Origin of the sequence: Halohasta litorea, from assembly GCF_024494645.1 — an archaeon.
GTDB classification, from domain to species: Archaea; Halobacteriota; Halobacteria; order Halobacteriales; family Haloferacaceae; genus Halohasta; species Halohasta litorea.
Genome location: NZ_JANHDJ010000006.1, coordinates 103,406 through 121,815 on the forward strand (window position 1 = coordinate 103,406; position 18,410 = coordinate 121,815).

31 protein-coding genes are annotated in these 18,410 nt (G+C 58.3%); 28 read left to right on the plus strand and 3 right to left on the minus strand.

The window, feature by feature from the left end; genetic code table 11:
• The first annotated feature begins 87 nt into the window (after positions 1–87).
• The 12 genes from NO877_RS14590 to NO877_RS14645 all read left to right on the plus strand — a co-directional run bounded on the left by NO877_RS14590 (position 88) and on the right by NO877_RS14645 (position 7,345).
• Positions 88–429, plus strand: a complete 342-nt coding sequence (locus NO877_RS14590; protein WP_256397081.1) for a hypothetical protein — start codon at positions 88–90, stop codon at positions 427–429.
• Between the two features lie 28 nt (positions 430–457).
• Positions 458–859, plus strand: a complete 402-nt coding sequence (locus tag NO877_RS14595; protein ID WP_256397082.1) for a hypothetical protein — start codon at positions 458–460, stop codon at positions 857–859.
• A gap of 46 nt (positions 860–905) precedes the next feature.
• Entirely contained in the window at positions 906–2,036 is a 1,131-nt protein-coding gene (locus NO877_RS14600; protein WP_256397083.1) for a hypothetical protein, read from the plus strand.
• Between the two features lie 30 nt (positions 2,037–2,066).
• On the plus strand, positions 2,067–2,399 hold the full coding sequence (locus NO877_RS14605; protein WP_256397084.1) for a hypothetical protein: 333 nt from the start codon (positions 2,067–2,069) through the stop codon (positions 2,397–2,399).
• A gap of 25 nt (positions 2,400–2,424) precedes the next feature.
• Complete coding sequence (locus NO877_RS14610) at positions 2,425–3,351, plus strand: hypothetical protein (RefSeq protein ID WP_256397085.1); 927 nt, start codon at positions 2,425–2,427, stop codon at positions 3,349–3,351.
• A gap of 73 nt (positions 3,352–3,424) precedes the next feature.
• Positions 3,425–3,928 (plus strand): hypothetical protein, encoded by a 504-nt coding sequence (locus NO877_RS14615; protein ID WP_256397086.1) that lies wholly within the window; start codon positions 3,425–3,427, stop codon positions 3,926–3,928.
• 41 nt (positions 3,929–3,969) lie between these two features.
• Positions 3,970–4,329 carry a hypothetical protein gene (locus NO877_RS14620; RefSeq protein WP_256397087.1) on the plus strand — a complete coding sequence of 120 codons (360 nt, stop codon included), beginning with the start codon at positions 3,970–3,972 and terminating at the stop codon, positions 4,327–4,329.
• Positions 4,330–4,334: 5 nt separating this feature from the next.
• Entirely contained in the window at positions 4,335–4,676 is a 342-nt protein-coding gene (locus NO877_RS14625) for a hypothetical protein (protein ID WP_256397088.1), read from the plus strand.
• A gap of 5 nt (positions 4,677–4,681) precedes the next feature.
• Positions 4,682–5,008 carry a hypothetical protein gene (locus NO877_RS14630; protein WP_256397089.1) on the plus strand — a complete coding sequence of 109 codons (327 nt, stop codon included), beginning with the start codon at positions 4,682–4,684 and terminating at the stop codon, positions 5,006–5,008.
• Positions 5,005–6,318 carry a hypothetical protein gene (locus NO877_RS14635; RefSeq protein WP_256397090.1) on the plus strand — a complete coding sequence of 438 codons (1,314 nt, stop codon included), beginning with the start codon at positions 5,005–5,007 and terminating at the stop codon, positions 6,316–6,318. Before NO877_RS14630 ends, NO877_RS14635 begins: the two co-directional genes overlap by 4 nt.
• 31 nt (positions 6,319–6,349) lie before the next feature.
• Positions 6,350–6,640 carry a hypothetical protein gene (locus NO877_RS14640; RefSeq protein WP_256397091.1) on the plus strand — a complete coding sequence of 97 codons (291 nt, stop codon included), beginning with the start codon at positions 6,350–6,352 and terminating at the stop codon, positions 6,638–6,640.
• Positions 6,641–6,823: 183 nt separating this feature from the next.
• Complete coding sequence (locus tag NO877_RS14645; RefSeq protein WP_256397092.1) at positions 6,824–7,345, plus strand: hypothetical protein; 522 nt, start codon at positions 6,824–6,826, stop codon at positions 7,343–7,345.
• A 39-nt stretch (positions 7,346–7,384) separates the two neighbouring features.
• On the opposite strand, the gene NO877_RS14650 is transcribed toward NO877_RS14645, so the two are convergent.
• A complete protein-coding gene (locus NO877_RS14650) occupies positions 7,385–7,552 on the minus strand; it encodes a DUF1931 domain-containing protein (protein WP_256397093.1) in 168 nt (55 codons plus the stop codon).
• Between the two features lie 209 nt (positions 7,553–7,761).
• On the opposite strand from NO877_RS14650, the gene NO877_RS14655 reads away from it, so the two are divergent.
• From NO877_RS14655 to NO877_RS14680, 6 genes are all read left to right on the plus strand, one after another.
• A complete protein-coding gene (locus NO877_RS14655; RefSeq protein WP_256397094.1) occupies positions 7,762–8,829 on the plus strand; it encodes a transcription initiation factor IIB in 1,068 nt (355 codons plus the stop codon).
• A complete protein-coding gene (locus NO877_RS14660) occupies positions 8,826–9,206 on the plus strand; it encodes a hypothetical protein (RefSeq protein WP_256397095.1) in 381 nt (126 codons plus the stop codon). The genes NO877_RS14655 and NO877_RS14660 overlap by 4 nt, the downstream gene beginning before the upstream one ends.
• A 116-nt stretch (positions 9,207–9,322) precedes the next feature.
• Entirely contained in the window at positions 9,323–10,030 is a 708-nt protein-coding gene (locus tag NO877_RS14665) for a hypothetical protein (protein ID WP_256397096.1), read from the plus strand.
• A gap of 82 nt (positions 10,031–10,112) precedes the next feature.
• Complete coding sequence (locus tag NO877_RS14670) at positions 10,113–10,433, plus strand: hypothetical protein (RefSeq protein ID WP_256397097.1); 321 nt, start codon at positions 10,113–10,115, stop codon at positions 10,431–10,433.
• Complete coding sequence (locus NO877_RS14675) at positions 10,430–10,900, plus strand: hypothetical protein (RefSeq protein WP_256397098.1); 471 nt, start codon at positions 10,430–10,432, stop codon at positions 10,898–10,900. Before NO877_RS14670 ends, NO877_RS14675 begins: the two co-directional genes overlap by 4 nt.
• 4 nt (positions 10,901–10,904) lie before the next feature.
• Positions 10,905–11,231: a hypothetical protein gene (locus NO877_RS14680; protein WP_256397099.1), complete on the plus strand. Its 327-nt coding sequence runs from the start codon at positions 10,905–10,907 to the stop codon at positions 11,229–11,231.
• Positions 11,232–11,369: 138 nt separating this feature from the next.
• Here the strand turns inward: NO877_RS14680 and NO877_RS14685 are convergent, their stop codons facing one another.
• Positions 11,370–12,071 (minus strand): S26 family signal peptidase, encoded by a 702-nt coding sequence (locus NO877_RS14685; RefSeq protein WP_256397100.1) that lies wholly within the window; start codon positions 12,069–12,071, stop codon positions 11,370–11,372.
• Positions 12,072–12,243: 172 nt separating this feature from the next.
• Here NO877_RS14685 and NO877_RS14690 point away from each other — a divergent pair, with 172 nt between their 5' ends.
• Genes NO877_RS14690 through NO877_RS14710 form a run of 5 tightly spaced genes read left to right on the plus strand, consistent with a single transcriptional unit; the run spans position 12,244 to position 14,565 of the window.
• The gene (locus NO877_RS14690) at positions 12,244–12,627 is read left to right on the plus strand and encodes a hypothetical protein (protein ID WP_256397101.1); all 384 of its coding nucleotides are present in this window, start codon (positions 12,244–12,246) and stop codon (positions 12,625–12,627) included.
• Positions 12,624–12,917, plus strand: coding sequence for a hypothetical protein (locus NO877_RS14695; protein ID WP_256397102.1), 294 nt, complete (start codon positions 12,624–12,626; stop codon positions 12,915–12,917). The genes NO877_RS14690 and NO877_RS14695 overlap by 4 nt, the downstream gene beginning before the upstream one ends.
• Positions 12,918–12,923: 6 nt before the next feature.
• The gene (locus NO877_RS14700; protein ID WP_256397103.1) at positions 12,924–13,550 is read left to right on the plus strand and encodes a hypothetical protein; all 627 of its coding nucleotides are present in this window, start codon (positions 12,924–12,926) and stop codon (positions 13,548–13,550) included.
• Entirely contained in the window at positions 13,547–13,843 is a 297-nt protein-coding gene (locus tag NO877_RS14705; RefSeq protein ID WP_256397104.1) for a hypothetical protein, read from the plus strand. Before NO877_RS14700 ends, NO877_RS14705 begins: the two co-directional genes overlap by 4 nt.
• Positions 13,844–13,869: 26 nt before the next feature.
• Positions 13,870–14,565, plus strand: a complete 696-nt coding sequence (locus NO877_RS14710) for a hypothetical protein (protein ID WP_256397105.1) — start codon at positions 13,870–13,872, stop codon at positions 14,563–14,565.
• Position 14,566: 1 nt separating this feature from the next.
• Here NO877_RS14710 and NO877_RS14715 read toward each other — a convergent pair whose 3' ends face one another.
• Complete coding sequence (locus NO877_RS14715; protein ID WP_256397106.1) at positions 14,567–15,145, minus strand: DUF192 domain-containing protein; 579 nt, start codon at positions 15,143–15,145, stop codon at positions 14,567–14,569.
• Between the two features lie 140 nt (positions 15,146–15,285).
• Between NO877_RS14715 and NO877_RS14720 the strand changes: the two genes are divergently transcribed.
• From NO877_RS14720 to NO877_RS14740, 5 genes are read left to right on the plus strand one after another with little or no spacing between them, the layout of a single operon-like run.
• On the plus strand, positions 15,286–15,963 hold the full coding sequence (locus NO877_RS14720) for a hypothetical protein (RefSeq protein WP_256397107.1): 678 nt from the start codon (positions 15,286–15,288) through the stop codon (positions 15,961–15,963).
• Between the two features lie 49 nt (positions 15,964–16,012).
• Positions 16,013–16,498, plus strand: a complete 486-nt coding sequence (locus NO877_RS14725; protein ID WP_256397108.1) for a hypothetical protein — start codon at positions 16,013–16,015, stop codon at positions 16,496–16,498.
• Positions 16,499–16,529: 31 nt separating this feature from the next.
• Positions 16,530–16,979, plus strand: a complete 450-nt coding sequence (locus tag NO877_RS14730; RefSeq protein WP_256397109.1) for a hypothetical protein — start codon at positions 16,530–16,532, stop codon at positions 16,977–16,979.
• On the plus strand, positions 16,972–18,213 hold the full coding sequence (locus tag NO877_RS14735; RefSeq protein ID WP_256397110.1) for a hypothetical protein: 1,242 nt from the start codon (positions 16,972–16,974) through the stop codon (positions 18,211–18,213). Before NO877_RS14730 ends, NO877_RS14735 begins: the two co-directional genes overlap by 8 nt.
• Positions 18,213–18,410, plus strand: coding sequence for a hypothetical protein (locus NO877_RS14740; RefSeq protein ID WP_256397111.1), 198 nt, complete (start codon positions 18,213–18,215; stop codon positions 18,408–18,410). Before NO877_RS14735 ends, NO877_RS14740 begins: the two co-directional genes overlap by 1 nt.

Here is an 18,410-nt window from a genome sequence, read left to right on the forward strand (position 1 = left end):
GATGACCGACTACAACCCGCCTCTGTAGCGCAATTCACACACATCGTTTAGTTGATGGTTTGTATCTTCCGGGAGTGAGTAGAGAAGATGTCCAAAGAGAAAGTGCCGACAGACGGCTTCACGACGGCCCAGCGACGGCGAATCCAACGTGACCTCGGTCGCTGGAAACTCGAACTAGAGCTCCCGAATCGATTTTCGGACGAGGACCTCGACGAATACCTCCAAGAACTCCAAACACTGGACGACGAAACGCTTGCGTGCTGGTGGACCGACAACGTCGGCGAGTGGGTCGCCTCGCGAGGCGATCTCGACATTCCGCTCGACGTCGACTTCGACGAGTGGCTCGACGCGCAGTTCGATACGCTCGTTCGCGGCGACACGACGGCGTACGGCTTCGTCGTGGATGTTCGTCTCCCCCCGGCGGCGTAGAACTCACAGAGTGAACCACGACACAACCATGAATTCCGATAACACCCCAGCAAGCAGCACCGACCTGTACTTCGAGGACGCCCAAACACTCCACGACGAGTACAGCGAACAGCGAGCGGCAATCCGGCGGAAGCAGGCGGCACTCGAAGCTCTCTGTGAACGCCTCGCGCACATCGATTGTGACCACGGATCTGCCAGTCTCGAGATCGACAACGACGGCACCATCACCGTGGGGATTTCGACGCCGAAATTCCCCGACGAGGTCAAGTCGATCCTCCACGACTTCCAGTGGCCACGAAAGTTCGCCACTGGATATGACACGATGTCCGAGTGCTTAACATGGAGTCTGAAAACCGACATCGAGACGCTGATCGAAGACCACGAGCGGAACCAGCAGACGCACGCTGGCGCGACCGAACAGGCCGCCTAAGAGCGTTTCTAGCCTCCGAAGGGAAGTAGAGAGGAAGATTTGAGCCATGCAAGAAGACGTGAAACAGCGGATTCTGGCGAACCGGAGCGCCGTCGTCGATATCTACCTTTCAGGCGGGAACGGCCGGCTCTACTGGCCGTGTCGACTCCAGCCGGTCGATGAGTCGATCCCGACCGTCCGCCGCAGCTCCTCAAAGTACATTATCGACTCCGGGTTCCAGGAGGCGGAATCGAACACAGACACCCCCGTCAACGCCACGCTCGGTGATTTCACCGGAGAGGCCACCGCGACAACCGAGCCAGCCAGTGAACCGTCGCTGTCCGGAGCGAAGATCAACGAGCTCGTCGACGCCGCCTACGAGCGCCGACCTGACTATATCATCCCGAACGACACGGTGAACACGCCCAACGTCGAGATGCGAACGGCAATCGAAGAGACCGCCGAGAAGGTTGCGGCGTTTCTCGATCACGTCGATGAGACCACCTTCCCGGCGACCGTGATCGTGCCTCTACAGCCGAATCACGCCCTCCACTTCGCGTATCTTGCTGAGAACTACCCCCGACAGGCCAAACGGGGACATTTCGCGCTCGGTGGGATGAAGAATCTCACGCCGACTGAGCAAGTGGCCTGTATCAAGTCCTTCCGCGAAGTCGCAGGATACGCACCGTACGTCCACGCTTTCGGTGTGGGCTCTTCGAGAGTGCTCATTCAGGCCCTGCGAGAGGACCCGGCGCTGCTCCAGTCGGTGGACTTCTCGACACCACAACACCACGCTTCGTCAGGCCGGATCGCCGGCACCTCGCGAATCCCCATCTATGTGGGGACCGCACAGGGGACCGACAGCGCCAGCACCTCGGCGCAGTTGATGTCGGCCGAGTTGGTAGACATCGCCCGGATGCTCTCGCCGACGATGACGAGCGACGAGGACGTTCGCGTCCGTTGGGACCAGTTCGAGAAGTACCACAAGCGGCTCGAAAACAACATCCTCGACGCAAATCCTGACTTCGAGTGGGAGTTGCTCGAGTCGCGCTATAATTCTCTCGACGAACTGCTCGCGACGAGTGACGCCGACGACATCGACACCGACCTCCTTGTGGACTTTCGCGACAAGCTGACTGACCACCTCGATCAGGAGACGTTCGGCGGTAGAGCCAACGCGGCTCTCGGCTCCGCTTGAGGGGGTTTATAGCCTCCAAGGGGAGGTGAGATGGAGACAAAAGAGAACGAAGAAGTCGGCGTGAGAACGCGAGTCCGAACTGAGGGCCGCGTGGAAGGCATCCTCGAGCCCGCGTTGTTCGAAAGTCAGATCGACCCCGAGACGGGGCTGTTCTGGGGCCTCCCAAGAGAGTTTTTCACCGTCGAACGCGGCTCGGTCTATCTCGATGCGAAGGTCGCCGACGAGCTCACCTGGCTCGTCACCAGCCACATCGGTTCGACACTCGAGATCACGGCGCTCCCGCAGAAATTCGGCGTCGAAACCGAATACGCGGTCAACCCCGGCTTCTGGGCGGCCACGATCGACGAATCCGAGATCCGGTGAGCCACCGCTCAACGACACATCCACCATGAACGGCCTTTCACAACATATCGCAGACGACGACGACCGGACTCGTATCGCGTCGCGCTCCGATATCAACGTCTTCGTGCCCAAGCTCGATGACTCTCGCTACGTGTCGGACTTGGCGGGCGACTATTGGCCCCACCGGTCAGTCACGCTCAAGCAAGCGTGTGAACAGCCGAAGGCAGTCGAACGAACGCGCCGCCGGACACAGACACTCCGACTCGTCGACAACCGACCACCGGGAAGCAACTTCCCGATGGAACTCTTCGAGACGGCCGACGACGCCCACGTCGACGAGGTGCTTCCGGCGAGTTACTCCGGGACGGCGAGGGACGCGATCGCGGACGCGGTTCGGCTCTACTCGAACTACGATTTCCGAACGGAACCGACACTGCTTGTACCGGTTGTTGCGCCGTACGAGCTGACGGGAGCCTGTATCAAGCATCTCCTGTACGAGACTGACCACACGAGCGGACTCCGGTCGATCAACAATCCGACCGACTTCGCCGTCCGTGGGCTCTCCTCGCGAACACAGAGCTACGAGCAGTTCAAGGAGATCCTCACGACGATCGAGGACGTCCTCAAAGGCGGCGTCAATCTGAACATCCACGCGCCTCACGTCAGCGCCGACCTCGTTCGAATCGTCCGCAACCACAACGGGCTGATCAACTCGGTGACGCTCCCCCACGACACAGCGGGACTCGCAACCACGGAGTCGACATCGTACCTCTCGGCGAAAGGCACGGAGAATCTGACAGCGGACTCGTGTCCGTTGGTCCAGTTGGCCGGCGAACTGAGCCTACTCACGAGCGACCTGATCGACGATGACCAGGTGGCGAGCGCACTCGCCGAGTCAAGTATCCCAGAGCTCGCGCCGGAAACGCCGAAGCCGGACGCTGCGGGAGTCGACCGTCAGTCGACATTCTCGTGAAGACACCGTGAAGACAGACACAGCCACGTACGACCGAATACACCACACAGACGGCCCAAAACACCAGAACCCCATGACAGACGACTCCCCAGAAACTACGTTCACACTCAACGTTCGCCACGAAGGATACCACGCCGATCAGTTCACACCACACACGCAGATCAACCGGTTTTACCTCGTCGGCTCGGGGACGCCATCTGCGGAACAGCTTGTCGAGGCCTACCTCCATGCGATCGCAGACGCCGTCATCTACGACAAGCACAGTCTGTCGGACGCTCTACTCAGCGGGATCATCGCCGATAGCGGGAATCCACTCGATATCGAAGTGGTGGACAAAGAGACCTACACCGAACACGAAGCGGCCGAGACGTTCGACCTCTATATCTGGGACTACCGGGAGGCAACGCTGGAGAGAGGACGCAGTCACGTCCCAGCTATCACAGATCCAACAAAGGAGGAGTTGATCGACGCGGCACAGACACTCGACGAAGAACACGAACGACCCACGACCGCGAGCGACAGCCAAGAACCGCTCGACGGTTTCGACACTTCCGACGCCGACCTGGATTTCGCGTAATTGCCCCTGTGAGTGTTTGTAGCCCCCGAATGAGGTGAAGGATGGGAAACATACCAAAGTACCTCAGAGAAATCTTGGACGAGGCGACCGCCTACTTGGAGGAGGACGATGACATCTCGCGAGTAGGGGCCGCCCACGAGATCGCCCACCAGCACGAATCGCTGGTGGTGATGGACGACGGCGAGCGCGACGCCCTCGAACTGTTGCGGGACATCCGAGCCATCCACACGTTGTGTGGCGACGAGTTCGAAACGTACCGACAGTACCGCGACGCAGAGTACGCGGACTCGATTCTCGAAGCGGTCGCGCTTCGCTCGCTCGAGGAGCTGATCAACGTCCATCTCCACGACGAACAGTCCTTCAACAAGAACGAACCAGCCACGGCGCAGACGGCGAAGTGAAATCCATGACAGAAGCCATTAACCCCGAAAATCTGCGAGAAGCATACGACCAGACGACCATCCCCAAGCCGGGGACGCCAGAGCGGAAGCCGCACACCGAGTCGGACGACGAGACCGAGGTCGCGGTGAACGTCGGCGACGTTATCGAACGCCGAAACACGCGCAACGGCGGGACGGTCGCCGATGTCAGATACGTCTTGGAAGTGTACGACCACGGCCTCGTGGTGTGGATCCTCGACGACGAACGGTACACGTACTACCCGAGCGAATTCCTCCGGGAGGACCTGAGTGAGTACGACCTGCGTGTTCACGAGGATCCGTGGGGCCTTCGCGAGGACGACGAGTAGCGACCATGCCAGCCACAGAGACCGAGTACGGCCGCGGGGGACCCTACCCGAAAGACGGCGAACGGTTCGACCCGATCAACGGCACACCGCCGAACGACTGGAACCTCGACGCCCACCTCGTCGGCGGCGGAGCCGACACGCCACGCCGAGAGACGGCGCTATGGAGCCACCCAGCCGGCGGGACCATCCGCGTGGTCCGATTGCCCAACGCCGACGAGAAGCCGTACACGCTCGCCGTAACGGCGACTGGCGAGTCCCGGCGTGGAAAGCGAGAAGCAATCTTCGATCAGGCCCGCGAGCTGATGGGCCGACGCCGCCCAACGGGCCGATGACCACGACGTGGCCGATTTCGATCCGGCCGCCGTTCGCAGACGACTGCTGGGCGATCGTTCGAGCCCGCTTTCTCGACGCCCAGTATTGGGAGGCCGACTCGAAACAGGCGGCCATCGACCAACTGAAAGCCGGCATCGACGACCCACGGAACGTGCCGGGCGAGAACCCTCCGGTGACCCGACAGACGGTCGCGATCGATGCTCACGAGGACTTCGCGAACAGCATCACGCTGGACACACTCTTCGAGAACCAAGTCGGGCTCGCGAGCTTTGGAGAAGCCACCACCGAGGAGCCGTGGTTCAAAGCCCAACCAGAGTGGACCCAACTGGAGCCACTGTACGACGCCGACCGTGTGCTCCACGCGACGAGCGGCGACGGCCCTGCTGAACACCCCTCGGGGTGGGAGTGGGACTACGCGATTTGGGCGAGACATGCCGGTGACAAAGAGTTCGATATCGTGCTTCACCGCCCAGAGCGATACGAGTGGACGACGAAGACCGCTGAGACCAGCGAGCTCATCCGGATACTCCAAGGGCGGTGGCACACGCAGGGCAGCGCACACCTCAAGCAGTTCTACTTCGAGAAGTCTCACGAAGACACGGACGACCCGTATCTTGCGTGGGAGCCAGCCGCGGTCGAGTACCACCCGGAGTCGGAGTCACCGTTCGACCCATCGTGGGACTTCTGTCCGGGCGCTCCGATGGCGATCAACGGCTGGGAGTACGATCCACACGCCAGGCTGTCGCGTGAGGTCTGGCGAAGCACGACGACGCCGGAACGCCGAGTCGAACTCCACCACAACCCCAGCGACTACTCGTTTCTGAAGGTGTTCGACAGCCGGGTCTCAGGCGCAGACGCCGCGATGGTGCCGGACGGATTTGACGGTAAGGTCCAATCGACCACCTCGGCCAGCGACCTTCGAGACAAGGCCGTCCGCTGGATGCGACAGCACAGTCCCGGCGGCGTGGCTCACCCAGCGTTCGACGCGCAGCTGCTCGAAACACCGGCTGGGTGGGTCCTTGATCGGTCACCGGGCGTTCGGTATGGAACCGAGTTCCACGTCCGCTACCGCAAAGAGACGCCCTCAGACGAAGAGACAAACGTGTTCATCGAGATCGCCGGGCCGTCGAAAAGCACGGACTTTCGCGTGACACGGATCGAGCAGGTGGGGGAGACCGGCCGGAAGACCACCGAGTCTATCCCGACGCCGGAACACTGCTCGCCAGTCGTGGCGCATTCACGATTCCGGAAGTTCGTTCGCTCGAACACGGAATCTCCGGCAGACGGCCCGACGCGGGCACACCCATAAGTTCAAACCCACAGCCACGCAGAACACACCCATGACACCACTCACAACGCTTCTCACTCTCGCAATCGGCATTCTGATCGCCGGGACCGTCGCGGGGACCGTTGCGTACTCGATGAACTACATGATGCGGGCGGACGACGTCGCCCACCGAATCATCTTGGGGACGTACGTCATCGTCCCGTCGGTTGGCCTCATCGCGAGCGGCGAGGACCCCACAGTCGTCATCATCTCGATGTTCGTGAGCATCATCATCATCGGGCGCTACACGTTCGGCCTGATCAAACCCCGTCTCCCACAGCGCAAACCGACCAACCAGCAATAGTCACCGGTCGGCCAAGACTTTTCATAGAAACAACAAATACTTGGAAGTAGATTCCAAGACCCTACTTGAGCGAAACTATAATACTGTGACATACCTGTTAGTGAGTCACCAAGAACAGAACCAGTCAGATAGGTACAGTGCGAGTCGAAGACCTGCGCCCCGCTTAGCGTGGATAGGAAACGTATGAACCCCGCAAAAACAGAATATACAATCGCAGTCGAAGAGGAAGTTGCCCTCGAAGCGTTCAGGAACGCGACGAGTGACGGAGTCAACATCAGGTGGGTCAATATCGCCCCCATCCACCACCGGACAACTGCTCCGTTAGACACCAAGCGAGCCACACACGAAATTATCGCAGACATGGCCGCCCTCTGTGAAGAGTGGCCAGAAGACGAGACGACGCTTTACTGGAATCTTCACATTCCGGATACAGACACGCTAATCGACCCCCTCACGAGCAGGTCGATTCGCACGCCGGCAGTCTCCCATCTTCAACCGCCGCCTGCCCCGATCGTGACTGCGTGCCAGCGATGGTACGACGACGACAACGAGGAGATCGAGGGTGATAGCGACGGCACTCTACTCAAGGGCTTTTTCATCAAGACGACCATCGGCCAAGACGGAACGGTCACTGATGCCGAACTGATCGCGAAGTACACCGAGCCCTCAAACAGCAGAGCTGGACTCAACTCACCACCATACTAGCGCCGAAACCGCAACTACAAGAGGGTAGTAGACCGGTATCTACAGGTCGCGCGGCTGGACCGTCTTCCGATCGTTCGCCTCAGCTCGGGCCGCGGCGTCGGAGATCAGTTCCTCGACTTCCGCATCGAGTGCGTCGTAGAAGTCCGCCGCCACGTTGCTGTCATCCAGGGCTTCCTTTACGGCCGCTTTGACGATTAGGTCAGACATTGCGAATTATACTCTGATGCCCCTCAATATAAACCTTGTTTATAGGAGATAGATGGGGCCGAAACGGGCGGAATATCAAATGACGACAGCGGGGGAACTTCCTGATAGAATAGATATGATTCCTTGTTTTTGTCCCCCGGAGTTGTGCGAAGGGGTTTCCTTAGAAGCACCACCGTAGATCCCAGACAGATCACTCCAATCACCCACTAATGACTCACCGAACATCCGTAGTAACCGCATCGCAAGAAGCCGCGACCACGTCGGCCATTTCACCCGAAGAAACACGCCAAGAGCCGGCAAGCAGTCGCCAAGACGAAACCACCTGCCCTGACTGCGAGGGCACAATCATCACTGACGAGGCCGCCGGGGAGCGTCACTGTGCTGACTGTGGGATGGTCGTCGAGGAAAACCGAATCGACCACGGCCCCGACTGGCGGAATTTCGATCACGAAACGGACAACAGCCGAGTCGGAGCACCGGTCTCCGAGGCCTTACACGATAAGGGCCTCTCGACTCAGATCAGCTGGCAGGACAGAGACGCAAACGGGAATCGGATCTCCACGCGAAAGCGGAGGCGGATGTCTCGACTCCGGAAATGGGACGAGCGATTCCGAACGCAGGACGTCCGCGATCGCAACAACAAGAAGGGCTTCACCGAGATCCAGCGGATGACCTCTGCACTGGGGCTACCGACTAACATCGCACAAACGGGCGCAGTCATCTTTCGGCAAGCCTCCGAGCAGAAAGTCCTGCTCGGACGATCCATCGAAGCCGTCGCAACGGGTGCGACTTACTTAGCCGCGCAGTTAGAGGGCATCCCCCGGACCTTCGACGAGTTCGCTCACGTTTCACGAGTCGAACGGGCAGCCATCAGACGAGCCCAGTCCGCGATCGACAAGAAACTGAAGCTCCCCATCAAGCCGACGACGCCCGAGGTCTACATCCCGCGATTCGCGAACGAACTGGATGCCTCAGAGCGAGTCGTCACAGAAGCGAAGCGACTGACCAACCATCTCTCGGAGACGAACCACATCTCCGGTCGGAAGCCGAGTGCGCTCGCTGCTGTCGCCCTCTATGCGGCCAGCATCACCCTCGGAACGCAGATGACACAGAACACCGTCGACGAATCCGGACTAGCGAGCGAAGTGACGGTCCGGAACACCTACAAGCTCTTCCTCGACGCCGACCCCACCTGTGAGTACACGCTCGAAGAGCTCGAATCGATGAACTCCGCCGAAATCAAATCGAAACTAAGCCCGGACCCTACCGACAAATGACACACGCCAACAACCTAGACGACAGCCCGCCTGAGCGAGACGAATTCAAGACGATCTACTCGCCGTACAGACCGTTCCCGCATGGAGCGAAGAAGGCCCTCGCGAACGCGGCAGACGCCGTCGAGTATCCCGAGGATCACAGCCGGTATGCGTACGTGAGCGACCTCCCCGACGAAGAGACTCTGGATAGCTGGGAGCTCTCCCACGTGAAGTACGACAGTCCGGATGAAACGTGGGTCACAGATAGCGGAGAGGAGGTTCTCATCTACACAGACCGGGTCATCGTCGATGGCCGCGTGACACAGATGGACCCCGGTGATGCAAAGAGTCAGGCCCGGTCACAGGATTCCTTCACTCGCACCGAGTCACCCGCCTGAACCGCTGAGAATTTCAGCCAGCCAACAACACGCCCGACGAATACCGAGAAACAGACACAAGCAACTCTAACAGGGGCAGTGTGGTTTTATACATTAGAAGGGTGTGCTGTTCATATATGAAATCAAAAAAAGCAGAAGAGGTCGTAGAGGAACTCCGGGCAAAAAAGCCAGATAGTGCAGGCCACTGTGAAATCGAGCTAGTAGATACTTATTCAGACGAGACCATCGACAGGTTCACCTCGGGAGATCTGGCGAGCATCCATAACACATTCAGACAACATTTTCTGGTTCTTATTAAATATAGAACAGCGACATCAACTGAACAGTTACCCAACCGCGACAACGTGGTTGACACCTACAAGATTCCCGATTGGCTACAGAACGTCGCTCAAGATTTTGAATCAGTAAGGCTAAGAACCGGAGAGGGCGACAATAATTACTCACATAAGTATTTCACACTCGATGACGGCAAAAAGGAGGTGGTCGATGACGTTAATATCTGTCAATTAAAGACCATCATCGACAAATCGAAGGCGCAACTGCCGGTAACTCGGAGTATTAGAAGGAAGCTAGGTGTTGAGTTTGATTCATTTGAATCGATCATACTTGCGGATAAAAAACGGCTACAAGGAGTAAATGGAATTGGAGAAGCAATCTCTGATAAAATATATAGCCGTTATAGCGATCAGGTGCGGGAATACGTAGCGTCTGATGAGTATTCAGACGAAACCACACTCCCACTAATTGAGGATCAAGACGGTGTTCTACGGCTACCTGAGGAATTCGAAGCGGACTCATTAACACCAAAGACGCCTTCACTGTAGCATTCACAGCTGCTTCATCGCACCCACCTGATCGACTACAGAGACCGCAGCGCCGGTGTTTTTGTCCACCGATGGGGTTGAGATGGAGAAGGTAAAATCACCAGAGGAGGGATTCACCCACTGGTATGACGAAGATATCCATAGTGCCATCAACCCGATCAACTACACGCAAGCGTTGATCGATGAGATGGGGCTGAAAAGCGGGGATGTCTACCTCGCGAACGGAAAGGCCCACCAGATCGAATCCATCGACATAGCCGTCGATCGGCTCGTCCTCGCCGACCCCACGGTGAACCACCCGCAAGATGCCCGAAGCGGCCAGTGGAGCGTTCCGATCACTGGACTGTATCAGGACTGGCGGCAGGGGAAAATCGACCCGGCAACCATGGACGCAGTAGCGTGACTGCCCGAGATACCCCGCCACACCGTTCGGTGAATTCTCGGCATACGCACATCGCCGAAGACCGGGCAGTCCACGTCGTCGATGACGGAGAGGTCGAGCAGGACCTGACCGAGACCGCCGACCCCAACGAGGTTCTGGCGTTCATTCGCCAGCTCGTCGAGTGGTACGAGAGCGACGTTGATCACCGGGACGAACTCCCGCTGTTCGCGACGGTCGTCGACGACGGCTGTGTCTACATCCGAGACCCCCAAGGCGGCGAGTGGCTCGCGTGGACTGTCGATGAGTGGACGCTCCCCCCTGAAGACGGACAAGCGAGTGACAGCGATTACTCGTTAGAAGGCACAGACCGACGGCTGAACACAGACGTGATTCGACCGATCATCACCGCGATCGCACAGACCTACGAATCCCCAAGCGAAATCAAGCAGCGACACGACCGCACCCAGATCGAATCCTGTTCCCCCTAGACCCATGCACAACGGAGTATACACCGACATCGACGAATTCACCGAGGCAGTTGACGAGTCCAGCGAGATCCACCGCGATCTCGACTTACAGGGCGCACCGATGAACCGGACCATCGGAACCCTGATCGAGATGAACGACGAATTCGACCTACTAACGGTCGTCACTTCCCACCGCCACGACCTCCCTTACCCGACGGGAGCCGATTTCAACGTTTCGTCAGTCCACGAGTTCGCAGACCTCATCGAGAAACTCGGTGGGAGCTGTATCTGTACGGAGGACATCGAACAGAACGACGACGGAAGCGCCCAGGTCGGCTACCACTTCGATTAACACGCCCAACCCATGACAACCACTACTCTCCCGATAGAATCGCTCCTCGAGGCCGCTGACATCCCCAGCGATGCGTCAATTCACGACTTCGAGTGGACAGACGACGGTCTCGAAATCGAGTATAGTGAGTCCTAGCAGCTAGACGATGAGCCGACCGGAGAAGATCAGTCGGATCCAGCCTACGTAGGGGACATCCGCGCGAGCAACCGAGCTTATCCAGTCACCGTCGATCGGCCGGGACAGGCCGATAGCTTGGTCATAGTACGGGTTGTTGTCTCCCTTCGTGATGTAGCCAGCATTTGGAGCAGGGCAGTTCCGGAGGTCAGAACACGATGTCGCCCCGTGAAGGAACGATTCATTCGCCCGCTCGAACCAGTCTTCACCCTCCTCAACGTGGAACATGGCACGGTGGATCGTTGCTGGACCGTTCGTTTGTGGATCCTGAAACACGATCACCGTCCCGTATCCGCCGAGGTTCTCGACCCCTTCCTGAACGGCGAAGTCGTGAGTGACGACGCCGTTCTCGTCAGCGTTCTCGTTCACAAACCGATCAGGAGCCGACACGATAGTCATGTCTCCTTGGTTGATGTTCGGCTCCATACTCCCGCTTTCAACTACAGTCATCGGCGGCCAAACGCCAGCAGCCACCGTAAGTAGAAGCAACCCTACAATCACGATCCCGAACCCGAGACTTCCGTCGCGGATCCACAACCCGATAGTAGACTTACCACCGCCCCCATCAGTAGGCGACTCCATTTCGGGATATTCTATCGCCTCAGACTCCGAATCGGAATCCGGATCGGGATAGACAAACCCTGACCCATCATCGTCTTGGCTCATTACAACTCGTACTCAGTCACTTATCAAGTATCTTTGGCTCAACTTTCCGCCGCGCCTCAGTAGAGACACAGGGTGTGAGCAGACCGAGCGGCACCCTGACGGGGGGATAGCTACCTACAGAAGCCGCCAAGGGAGAATTTTTAGAAACCGAGAGGGGTGAGTTATGGAATTGATGGAAACGCCGGTTACGCAGGCCCAAGCACAACAGGCACTCGAAGCCGCCTTCGAGACGGAGGATGACCAGCCGGACCTCGAGGTCTTCATGTCTCTCCTCCGTGAGTACCAGGCCTACTTCCTCGATGAGGAGCTGGAAGGACACCTCGAATCCGTCCACGAAGGATACATCCGAATCTACGCAGCCTACGCAGACTGCTTCGTGATCGAGACTTCGTACGACGCTCACTCCATCGGATTAGGAGAACTCGGATACGGTCACCAACCCCTCCAGCGCGCCGTAATGAACGCCCACCGAAAGGTCGCAGAAGAAGTCGAAGACGAAGTGGGGCCGGACATCTACCCGATCGCGCTCAACCTCCCAAACAGAACCACCGAATGACCAACATCAAGTCGCTGAAAGAACTGAAGCGGAGTAGCATTACTCGGTACGAACACACCCGTACCGGCGAAGAGAAACGAATCCACACTATCGACATCCGTGGAAAGCGAGAGGAACCAAAGCTCGTTGGAAGCGTCGTCACTGTCGATGAAGATGGGCAGTGTGACGAAATCGACGCACAAGAGTTCCAGAACCAACTCGCGCTCGGGGTAATCAAGCTCCTACCGGACACGAGCACCGAGACGACTACCCTAGACAGCATCGAGAACACGCCGGCCGGACATGCGTAATCCAACATGAGCGACACCACGACCCTCAAGCAGACAGAACAGACCGGACCACCGCCGACCCACCTCCCCGACCCGCCAAAAATCACTGGTTATCAGTCATCGGGCGGTGAGTTGGGCTCGCCGTCGACGATCACGCTGACCGTCGAGTTCTACACACCGGGGATTGCGGAACCCTACGAGACAGACGTCCTGTTCTCGATCATCAACGGCACCGCAGAGTTCCGCCGCGTCGAAGCCCAGCTCGGCCTCTCCAAGTCCCTCATTGCGGTAGAAGCCGCTTCAAAAGAAGTGAGCAAGCACCCAGCAGTAACCGCTGTAGAAGGCGTCGACGCAATCGTTGAGTCACAGCGCCAGTGGATCGGGCGGTGTAAACAGTTCAACGAAACCGGCTGGGTCGAGATGCCGGAGAAGCCCGACAGCACGATCGCCAGTTGCGTCGAGGCGTACGAGAACAAAGATGGCGAGCAGTACATCATCTGGACGACCTCCGAAGACGACGACAACCACCCAGACATCCTCGTCGAACACCACCACGGAGACGACGACGAGACCGTGGACACGACACCCTGCGACACTCTCAATGAAGCACGAGAGAAAGTCGCCCGCGAAACGACAGGCGTGACCGAGGAATGACCACACAGGCTAGCGAAGGCACAGAGCGTTGTCGAGAGACGACCGAGCATCAGAACGTCCCCACATCAGCATCCTACGGAGGAGCAACGTTCCACCTCTACCAGCTCGTCTACACGCCTGACCCCAGAGACAAACACTACCCGAAGGCGTGGGTTGTGGTAGATCTTCAAGACAGACTCAAATTGGCCGATCTGCGATTTGACGAGACGAAGAGCCTCACAGAAGAGGAAGTCCGCGATTTTCGGGTCACTCCAGAGACAGCCGAAACCGGAACGCCGGTCTTCGGGTACTAACCCCGATCTGCCCCAGAACCCACAGAATGAATCACAGAAACGCAGCCCACGGTGAGACGATTTCCTTACCGACAGTCTACCATGTCGGGAACCTCGATGAAGAGCGAGCCGTCCCATACACCTCACAGGAAGGGGGTGAACTCTCTATCTCAGTCCACCCAGACGTGTGGGAAGGGATCATCCGAGGAGACGGCACAGCAACCCACGAAACCCTCCATACCTACGAGCTCTCAAACGGACAAGCGGAGTTCTACTACGTCGACCCAACTGCCGAGTTAGAAGCCGAACGGGCCTGGTGTCTCGATGCGGAATACATCACCGAGGTCACCGGCTATCGTGTGACCTTCACCGACGAAAACGGCGACGAGCGGTATCTGAAAGTCAAAGACGAAGGTACTGCTCAGGAAGAAGCGGCATCCAGACAGTCGAGATACGCTGAGGAACCAATCCTCACACTTGCCGCGAAAGGAGTGGACTACTGGAACAAAGCGTTCAGACAAGCGCCGGAACACGCTTCACCAGTCCTGATAGAAGGGCTACTGCCGATTTGGTACGCCAGCGACCTCGATGTCGACGGCGTCTGGTGGGCCGAACAACTGGCCCCCGAGAAACGTTCTGCCCCCCGTGGTTGTATCTTCCAGAACCGGCTCAACAGATGGAACAAAGAGATCACCGGGACAACGAAGCCGGCGTTCGACGATTCACCGCGTTCGTCAGCGTGAGTTATGCCTCACAACCGCCGTCGATCCGCACGGAATCGCCCGGTTCAACAACACCAGAAGCGGCCCCTTTGGGGACTTCTAGAACGTATTTCCCAACACCTCGGTACTGATGATGCGGCTCGACCCCGGTCTCGTTTCCGGTCGGCGCGTCCGCCTCGTGAACCGCCTGGATGACACACGAATCATCGATGAATAGAATATCGATGTCGAACTCCATCCGTGGCATCGCGTAGGTAAACGTCCGCATCTCGTCATGGAGGAACAGCATTCCCGTACCTGCTTCAAGTTCTGAGACACCACCGAGCCCGGACTCTTTCTCCGACTGCGTGTCCGCGTGAACGACAGAGAACGTCTCAACAGTCTCGCCCTCCGAGACCAGCTCGACTTCACCATCCCAATCCACGGTGTACGCTTCAACCCCAATGAGAGCGCCAGTTCCGATGAGGATGCCGAATCCCGCGACCCCCGCTAGAACGAGCACTAAGGAGGGGTGTCCATCTTCAGACTCCACCGCTTCCTCCGGCTCAGCAGCGTCGTCACTATCCACTTCTCCGTTCGAATTCGTGTGTTCGTCACTCATTGTTGATACAGCGGCTGGCCGCTGTCTCTTACCCACCGATTCACACCACCCCATCAAAAGTGTTGAGGGTCAAACACAGACGGGGGATAGAGTTTATACCACACGTTGTGTGTGTCCTGTTGTTAAAGGAGTCTCCATCTATGGATTCTAACCACTCACACCCAGACGACACCGATGCCGCCGTGCTCGCTCCCAGTCCAGAGTACCTCATCTGTCTTGCGGAACTCTCACCCGCGAACCTCAAACTGTACAACACCGAGACGGGGCAGTTCGTGAGGGTGGTCCCGTCAGATCAGGAGTTCGAAATGGAACACCGAGCGGGGGCTGAACAGCCGTGGGAACACCAGTCAACTGGGACTGATCTGAAGGAGATCGTCAGAGAAGCCACCGACGTTCTCGATCTGGCGGTCGCGACGAAGACGTGCCCTCAGACCGGCCTTGAGGATCTGTATATCGACACGGGAGAACACGGTCGGCTACTCATCGACGATCGCGACCAGTTCCCGGTCCACATCGTCAAGAAGCACCCCAATCCGTTCGACCCGACAAACGAAGAGTTCCTCATCGAAGCCCCCAGCAAGCAGGGGGAGTCGATCCCGAACCACTACAGCTACCACGTCCACACCCGGCACTGTATCGAAGACGAGTGGGAAGCCCTCCACTCCTGTTACGAAGAGCTCACCCCGGCAGCGGCGATGGACCGCTTCTCAGCGATTACGGACCTCGACACGCTGATGATCAACGAAGAGGAGGAACCAACCGAGCTCTTCCAGGAGCCTCATGAGACAGAGGCAGAATCGCCGAACACCGAGAGCTAAATAGAGCGGGTCCAACGTTCAATACAACCACTACCCCGATTCGCCACCCATGACTGAGAGACTATCAGAGATCAACTTCCCGCTCGAAAGCTGCTCCTGCGCTCACTGTGGGGTGAGTTTTCCCGAGGCTAGCATCCCCGAGATGGCGAAAGCGATCGCTACACACTGGAACAGACAGCACCGAGCTGTTCTCGCGGAAGTGTACACCCAATTCGACGCAGAGGCCTACCACGAAGAGCACATCGAAGGCGACCTCTACGGTGTGTTCAAGGAAGCCCACTACATCACGGCCTACGACGTGATCGCGACCACCGGAGTGTACCCACTCTCTCCGGAGTTCACATCCGACCTCAAGTTTCGCGATGTCTGTGTCGACTGCTGGGAAGACGTCGCAGATATCGACGAGTACACGGAAGTTCCGGACGACACCGAACTCGCTGGCGAATACCTCTGTATCCCCTGCTCGGAAGCCAGACAGATCGAGCGGCGACAGCAGAACAATCAGCAGTTGAGCCGGTTTTCAGCAGCGGAGTAGTCTGTTTTTAGCCTCCGAGTGGTAGTAGAAGATGTGTAATAATGCCCAAGCACAGCGGAAGCCACCGATGAGCCAGACCGGGCTCAGCCGGGAGGAATTCGTCGCGATCGGAGAAACAGTTGGCGAGCAGGTAGACACGGACATTGGAGGCGACTCCCAAGTCAAGTACCAGATGGAGCCGTACTACGCCGACACGACTGGTGAGATCACTCTCTGCTTCAAAGCGCAGGACGAGCCCGTCATCATCGTCGAGTCGATTCCCGCGAGGGGGTCAGAGCGAGGGATCACGCTGACCGCGCCTGCCTCCGAGTGGACAGTCGCGAACGACGTCGACGACCACAACATCATCACGACGCTCAGTATCGCCCAGGAGGTAGGCCACACCGCCGAGTTGTACTTCCGAGGGCCGCCAGCGAAGCTCACCCCGGAGGGTATCGTCACTGATGGCCCCGTCGAATACCCCCCACTCTTCAATGAGTGACTCCCAACCCGCGCTCTCGGAGTTCGACGGGAAGACAGCCCGAACGAAGCCAGAGCCCGCAGATACACCGCCCGAACCGATCAGTGTCCCCAGCCACAGCCAGTTCGAATCTACCGAGGGCGAGTATCCCGACAGCCAGATCGGCGCGCTCACCGACGGATCAACGATCAGCGTCTCGTTGTGTATCCCAGAGGGGACAGTTTCAGTAACGTTCACTCACCTCGCCGGGTCGGGCGGTATGGGGCCAACCGCGGAGATCGAACACCGCAACGAGGTAGCAGGACTACTGGACCAGCTCAACGGTCACCCACTTCTCGTGACCGGTGGGGGAATGAACACACCGATGGGGTGCGGATTCGTCCTTGGACGCCTCACAGACACCAGGACCGTCGACGCGACCGTCGAGGTGGAGTATCGAGAGCTCTTCCGACACGCCAAGCACAGCCGAGACACCACCGAGACGAAGCGACTCGGCTCGTATCAGGTATTCGTCCCCAAAACGGACCACGACAGCCAACGCGCAGCGAAGGCGCTGACCCACTGGGAAGCCGGCGAACTCGAACATCTGAATCCCGAAAAACGGGCGCAAGAGAAGGCCAAAGAACAACATCAAGAAGCGTTCGACAGCCTCTCTCCCGGCGACAAGATCGAGACGCCGGAGTACGCGACCCGGCTCGACGTCATCTCCGAGCCATACGAAACACACGCGGTCATCCCGCGAGGGACGCTCGGAGAGAAGACAGTTCCAGTGACCGCAGTCGTCGTCGCAAATCCGCGAGGCGGCTACTATCAGATCGGGATGAATCCGAATTCCAACTCGCGGTACCGAGACGGTCCCACGTGCTACATGAGCGGGTCGAAAAAGACACCGCCCACCCCGAATACAGCGTTCACTCGCGACGTGAGGTTCGGCTGTTCGGACATCGAGATCACGACGATCGACCACCCACCGGACCCAACGGTCATCGAACCAGACAGGACGGTCCTCGAATCACCACTCCCCGAACCGCGGCTCCAAACGACCCTCCAATCCCTCGACGGAATCGGCGAGAAGACCAGCCGGAAGATCCAGCGTCTCGCTGACGAGCGGGTGACCGCCGACACACTCGCATGGACGCTCTTCGGAGACGGAGAGACACACACCGGGTCACAACGAGAGATCGAGAAGATCCTCAAGTCCCTGCCAAAACACGAACAGATATATGACCAGCTTCAGAAGTACACTCCAGAATAATGGCTCCCTGGCCCCTCTTCGCCGTCGTCTATCACGCCGCTCGGTCGGGAGACGCCGACTGGCTGAAAGCGATCAGCATCGCAATCCTGTTCTTTCTGTTTCTACCAGTCATCTTCGGAGTAGCTGGCACTTCTGGACAGATCCTCGCGTGGGGGACGCTCTTCGGACTCCTCCTCCTCGGCCGAAAGAAGGACTAA

Bases quoted from the DNA above. Each gene is read 5' to 3' on its own strand.
- NO877_RS14660 (WP_256397095.1), top strand. From the start codon at position 8,826: ATGACACACGCCAACAACCTAGACGACAGCCCGCCTGAGCGAGACGAA.
- NO877_RS14680 (WP_256397099.1), top strand. From the start codon at position 10,905: ATGCACAACGGAGTATACACCGACATCGACGAATTCACCGAGGCAGTT.
- NO877_RS14700 (WP_256397103.1), top strand. From the start codon at position 12,924: ATGAGCGACACCACGACCCTCAAGCAGACAGAACAGACCGGACCACCG.
- NO877_RS14625 (WP_256397088.1), top strand. From the start codon at position 4,335: ATGACAGAAGCCATTAACCCCGAAAATCTGCGAGAAGCATACGACCAG.
- NO877_RS14605 (WP_256397084.1), top strand. From the start codon at position 2,067: ATGGAGACAAAAGAGAACGAAGAAGTCGGCGTGAGAACGCGAGTCCGA.
- NO877_RS14655 (WP_256397094.1), top strand. From the start codon at position 7,762: ATGACTCACCGAACATCCGTAGTAACCGCATCGCAAGAAGCCGCGACC.
- NO877_RS14640 (WP_256397091.1), top strand. From the start codon at position 6,350: ATGACACCACTCACAACGCTTCTCACTCTCGCAATCGGCATTCTGATC.
- NO877_RS14740 (WP_256397111.1), top strand. From the start codon at position 18,213: ATGGCTCCCTGGCCCCTCTTCGCCGTCGTCTATCACGCCGCTCGGTCG.
- NO877_RS14725 (WP_256397108.1), top strand. From the start codon at position 16,013: ATGACTGAGAGACTATCAGAGATCAACTTCCCGCTCGAAAGCTGCTCC.
- NO877_RS14595 (WP_256397082.1), top strand. From the start codon at position 458: ATGAATTCCGATAACACCCCAGCAAGCAGCACCGACCTGTACTTCGAG.
- NO877_RS14630 (WP_256397089.1), top strand. From the start codon at position 4,682: ATGCCAGCCACAGAGACCGAGTACGGCCGCGGGGGACCCTACCCGAAA.
- NO877_RS14650 (WP_256397093.1), bottom strand. From the start codon at position 7,552: ATGTCTGACCTAATCGTCAAAGCGGCCGTAAAGGAAGCCCTGGATGAC.
- NO877_RS14730 (WP_256397109.1), top strand. From the start codon at position 16,530: ATGTGTAATAATGCCCAAGCACAGCGGAAGCCACCGATGAGCCAGACC.
- NO877_RS14685 (WP_256397100.1), bottom strand. From the start codon at position 12,071: ATGAGCCAAGACGATGATGGGTCAGGGTTTGTCTATCCCGATCCGGAT.
- NO877_RS14695 (WP_256397102.1), top strand. From the start codon at position 12,624: ATGACCAACATCAAGTCGCTGAAAGAACTGAAGCGGAGTAGCATTACT.
- NO877_RS14710 (WP_256397105.1), top strand. From the start codon at position 13,870: ATGAATCACAGAAACGCAGCCCACGGTGAGACGATTTCCTTACCGACA.
- NO877_RS14610 (WP_256397085.1), top strand. From the start codon at position 2,425: ATGAACGGCCTTTCACAACATATCGCAGACGACGACGACCGGACTCGT.
- NO877_RS14600 (WP_256397083.1), top strand. From the start codon at position 906: ATGCAAGAAGACGTGAAACAGCGGATTCTGGCGAACCGGAGCGCCGTC.
- NO877_RS14715 (WP_256397106.1), bottom strand. From the start codon at position 15,145: ATGAGTGACGAACACACGAATTCGAACGGAGAAGTGGATAGTGACGAC.
- NO877_RS14665 (WP_256397096.1), top strand. From the start codon at position 9,323: ATGAAATCAAAAAAAGCAGAAGAGGTCGTAGAGGAACTCCGGGCAAAA.
- NO877_RS14590 (WP_256397081.1), top strand. From the start codon at position 88: ATGTCCAAAGAGAAAGTGCCGACAGACGGCTTCACGACGGCCCAGCGA.
- NO877_RS14645 (WP_256397092.1), top strand. From the start codon at position 6,824: ATGAACCCCGCAAAAACAGAATATACAATCGCAGTCGAAGAGGAAGTT.
- NO877_RS14615 (WP_256397086.1), top strand. From the start codon at position 3,425: ATGACAGACGACTCCCCAGAAACTACGTTCACACTCAACGTTCGCCAC.
- NO877_RS14620 (WP_256397087.1), top strand. From the start codon at position 3,970: ATGGGAAACATACCAAAGTACCTCAGAGAAATCTTGGACGAGGCGACC.
- NO877_RS14735 (WP_256397110.1), top strand. From the start codon at position 16,972: ATGAGTGACTCCCAACCCGCGCTCTCGGAGTTCGACGGGAAGACAGCC.
- NO877_RS14670 (WP_256397097.1), top strand. From the start codon at position 10,113: ATGGAGAAGGTAAAATCACCAGAGGAGGGATTCACCCACTGGTATGAC.
- NO877_RS14635 (WP_256397090.1), top strand. From the start codon at position 5,005: ATGACCACGACGTGGCCGATTTCGATCCGGCCGCCGTTCGCAGACGAC.
- NO877_RS14690 (WP_256397101.1), top strand. From the start codon at position 12,244: ATGGAAACGCCGGTTACGCAGGCCCAAGCACAACAGGCACTCGAAGCC.
- NO877_RS14705 (WP_256397104.1), top strand. From the start codon at position 13,547: ATGACCACACAGGCTAGCGAAGGCACAGAGCGTTGTCGAGAGACGACC.
- NO877_RS14720 (WP_256397107.1), top strand. From the start codon at position 15,286: ATGGATTCTAACCACTCACACCCAGACGACACCGATGCCGCCGTGCTC.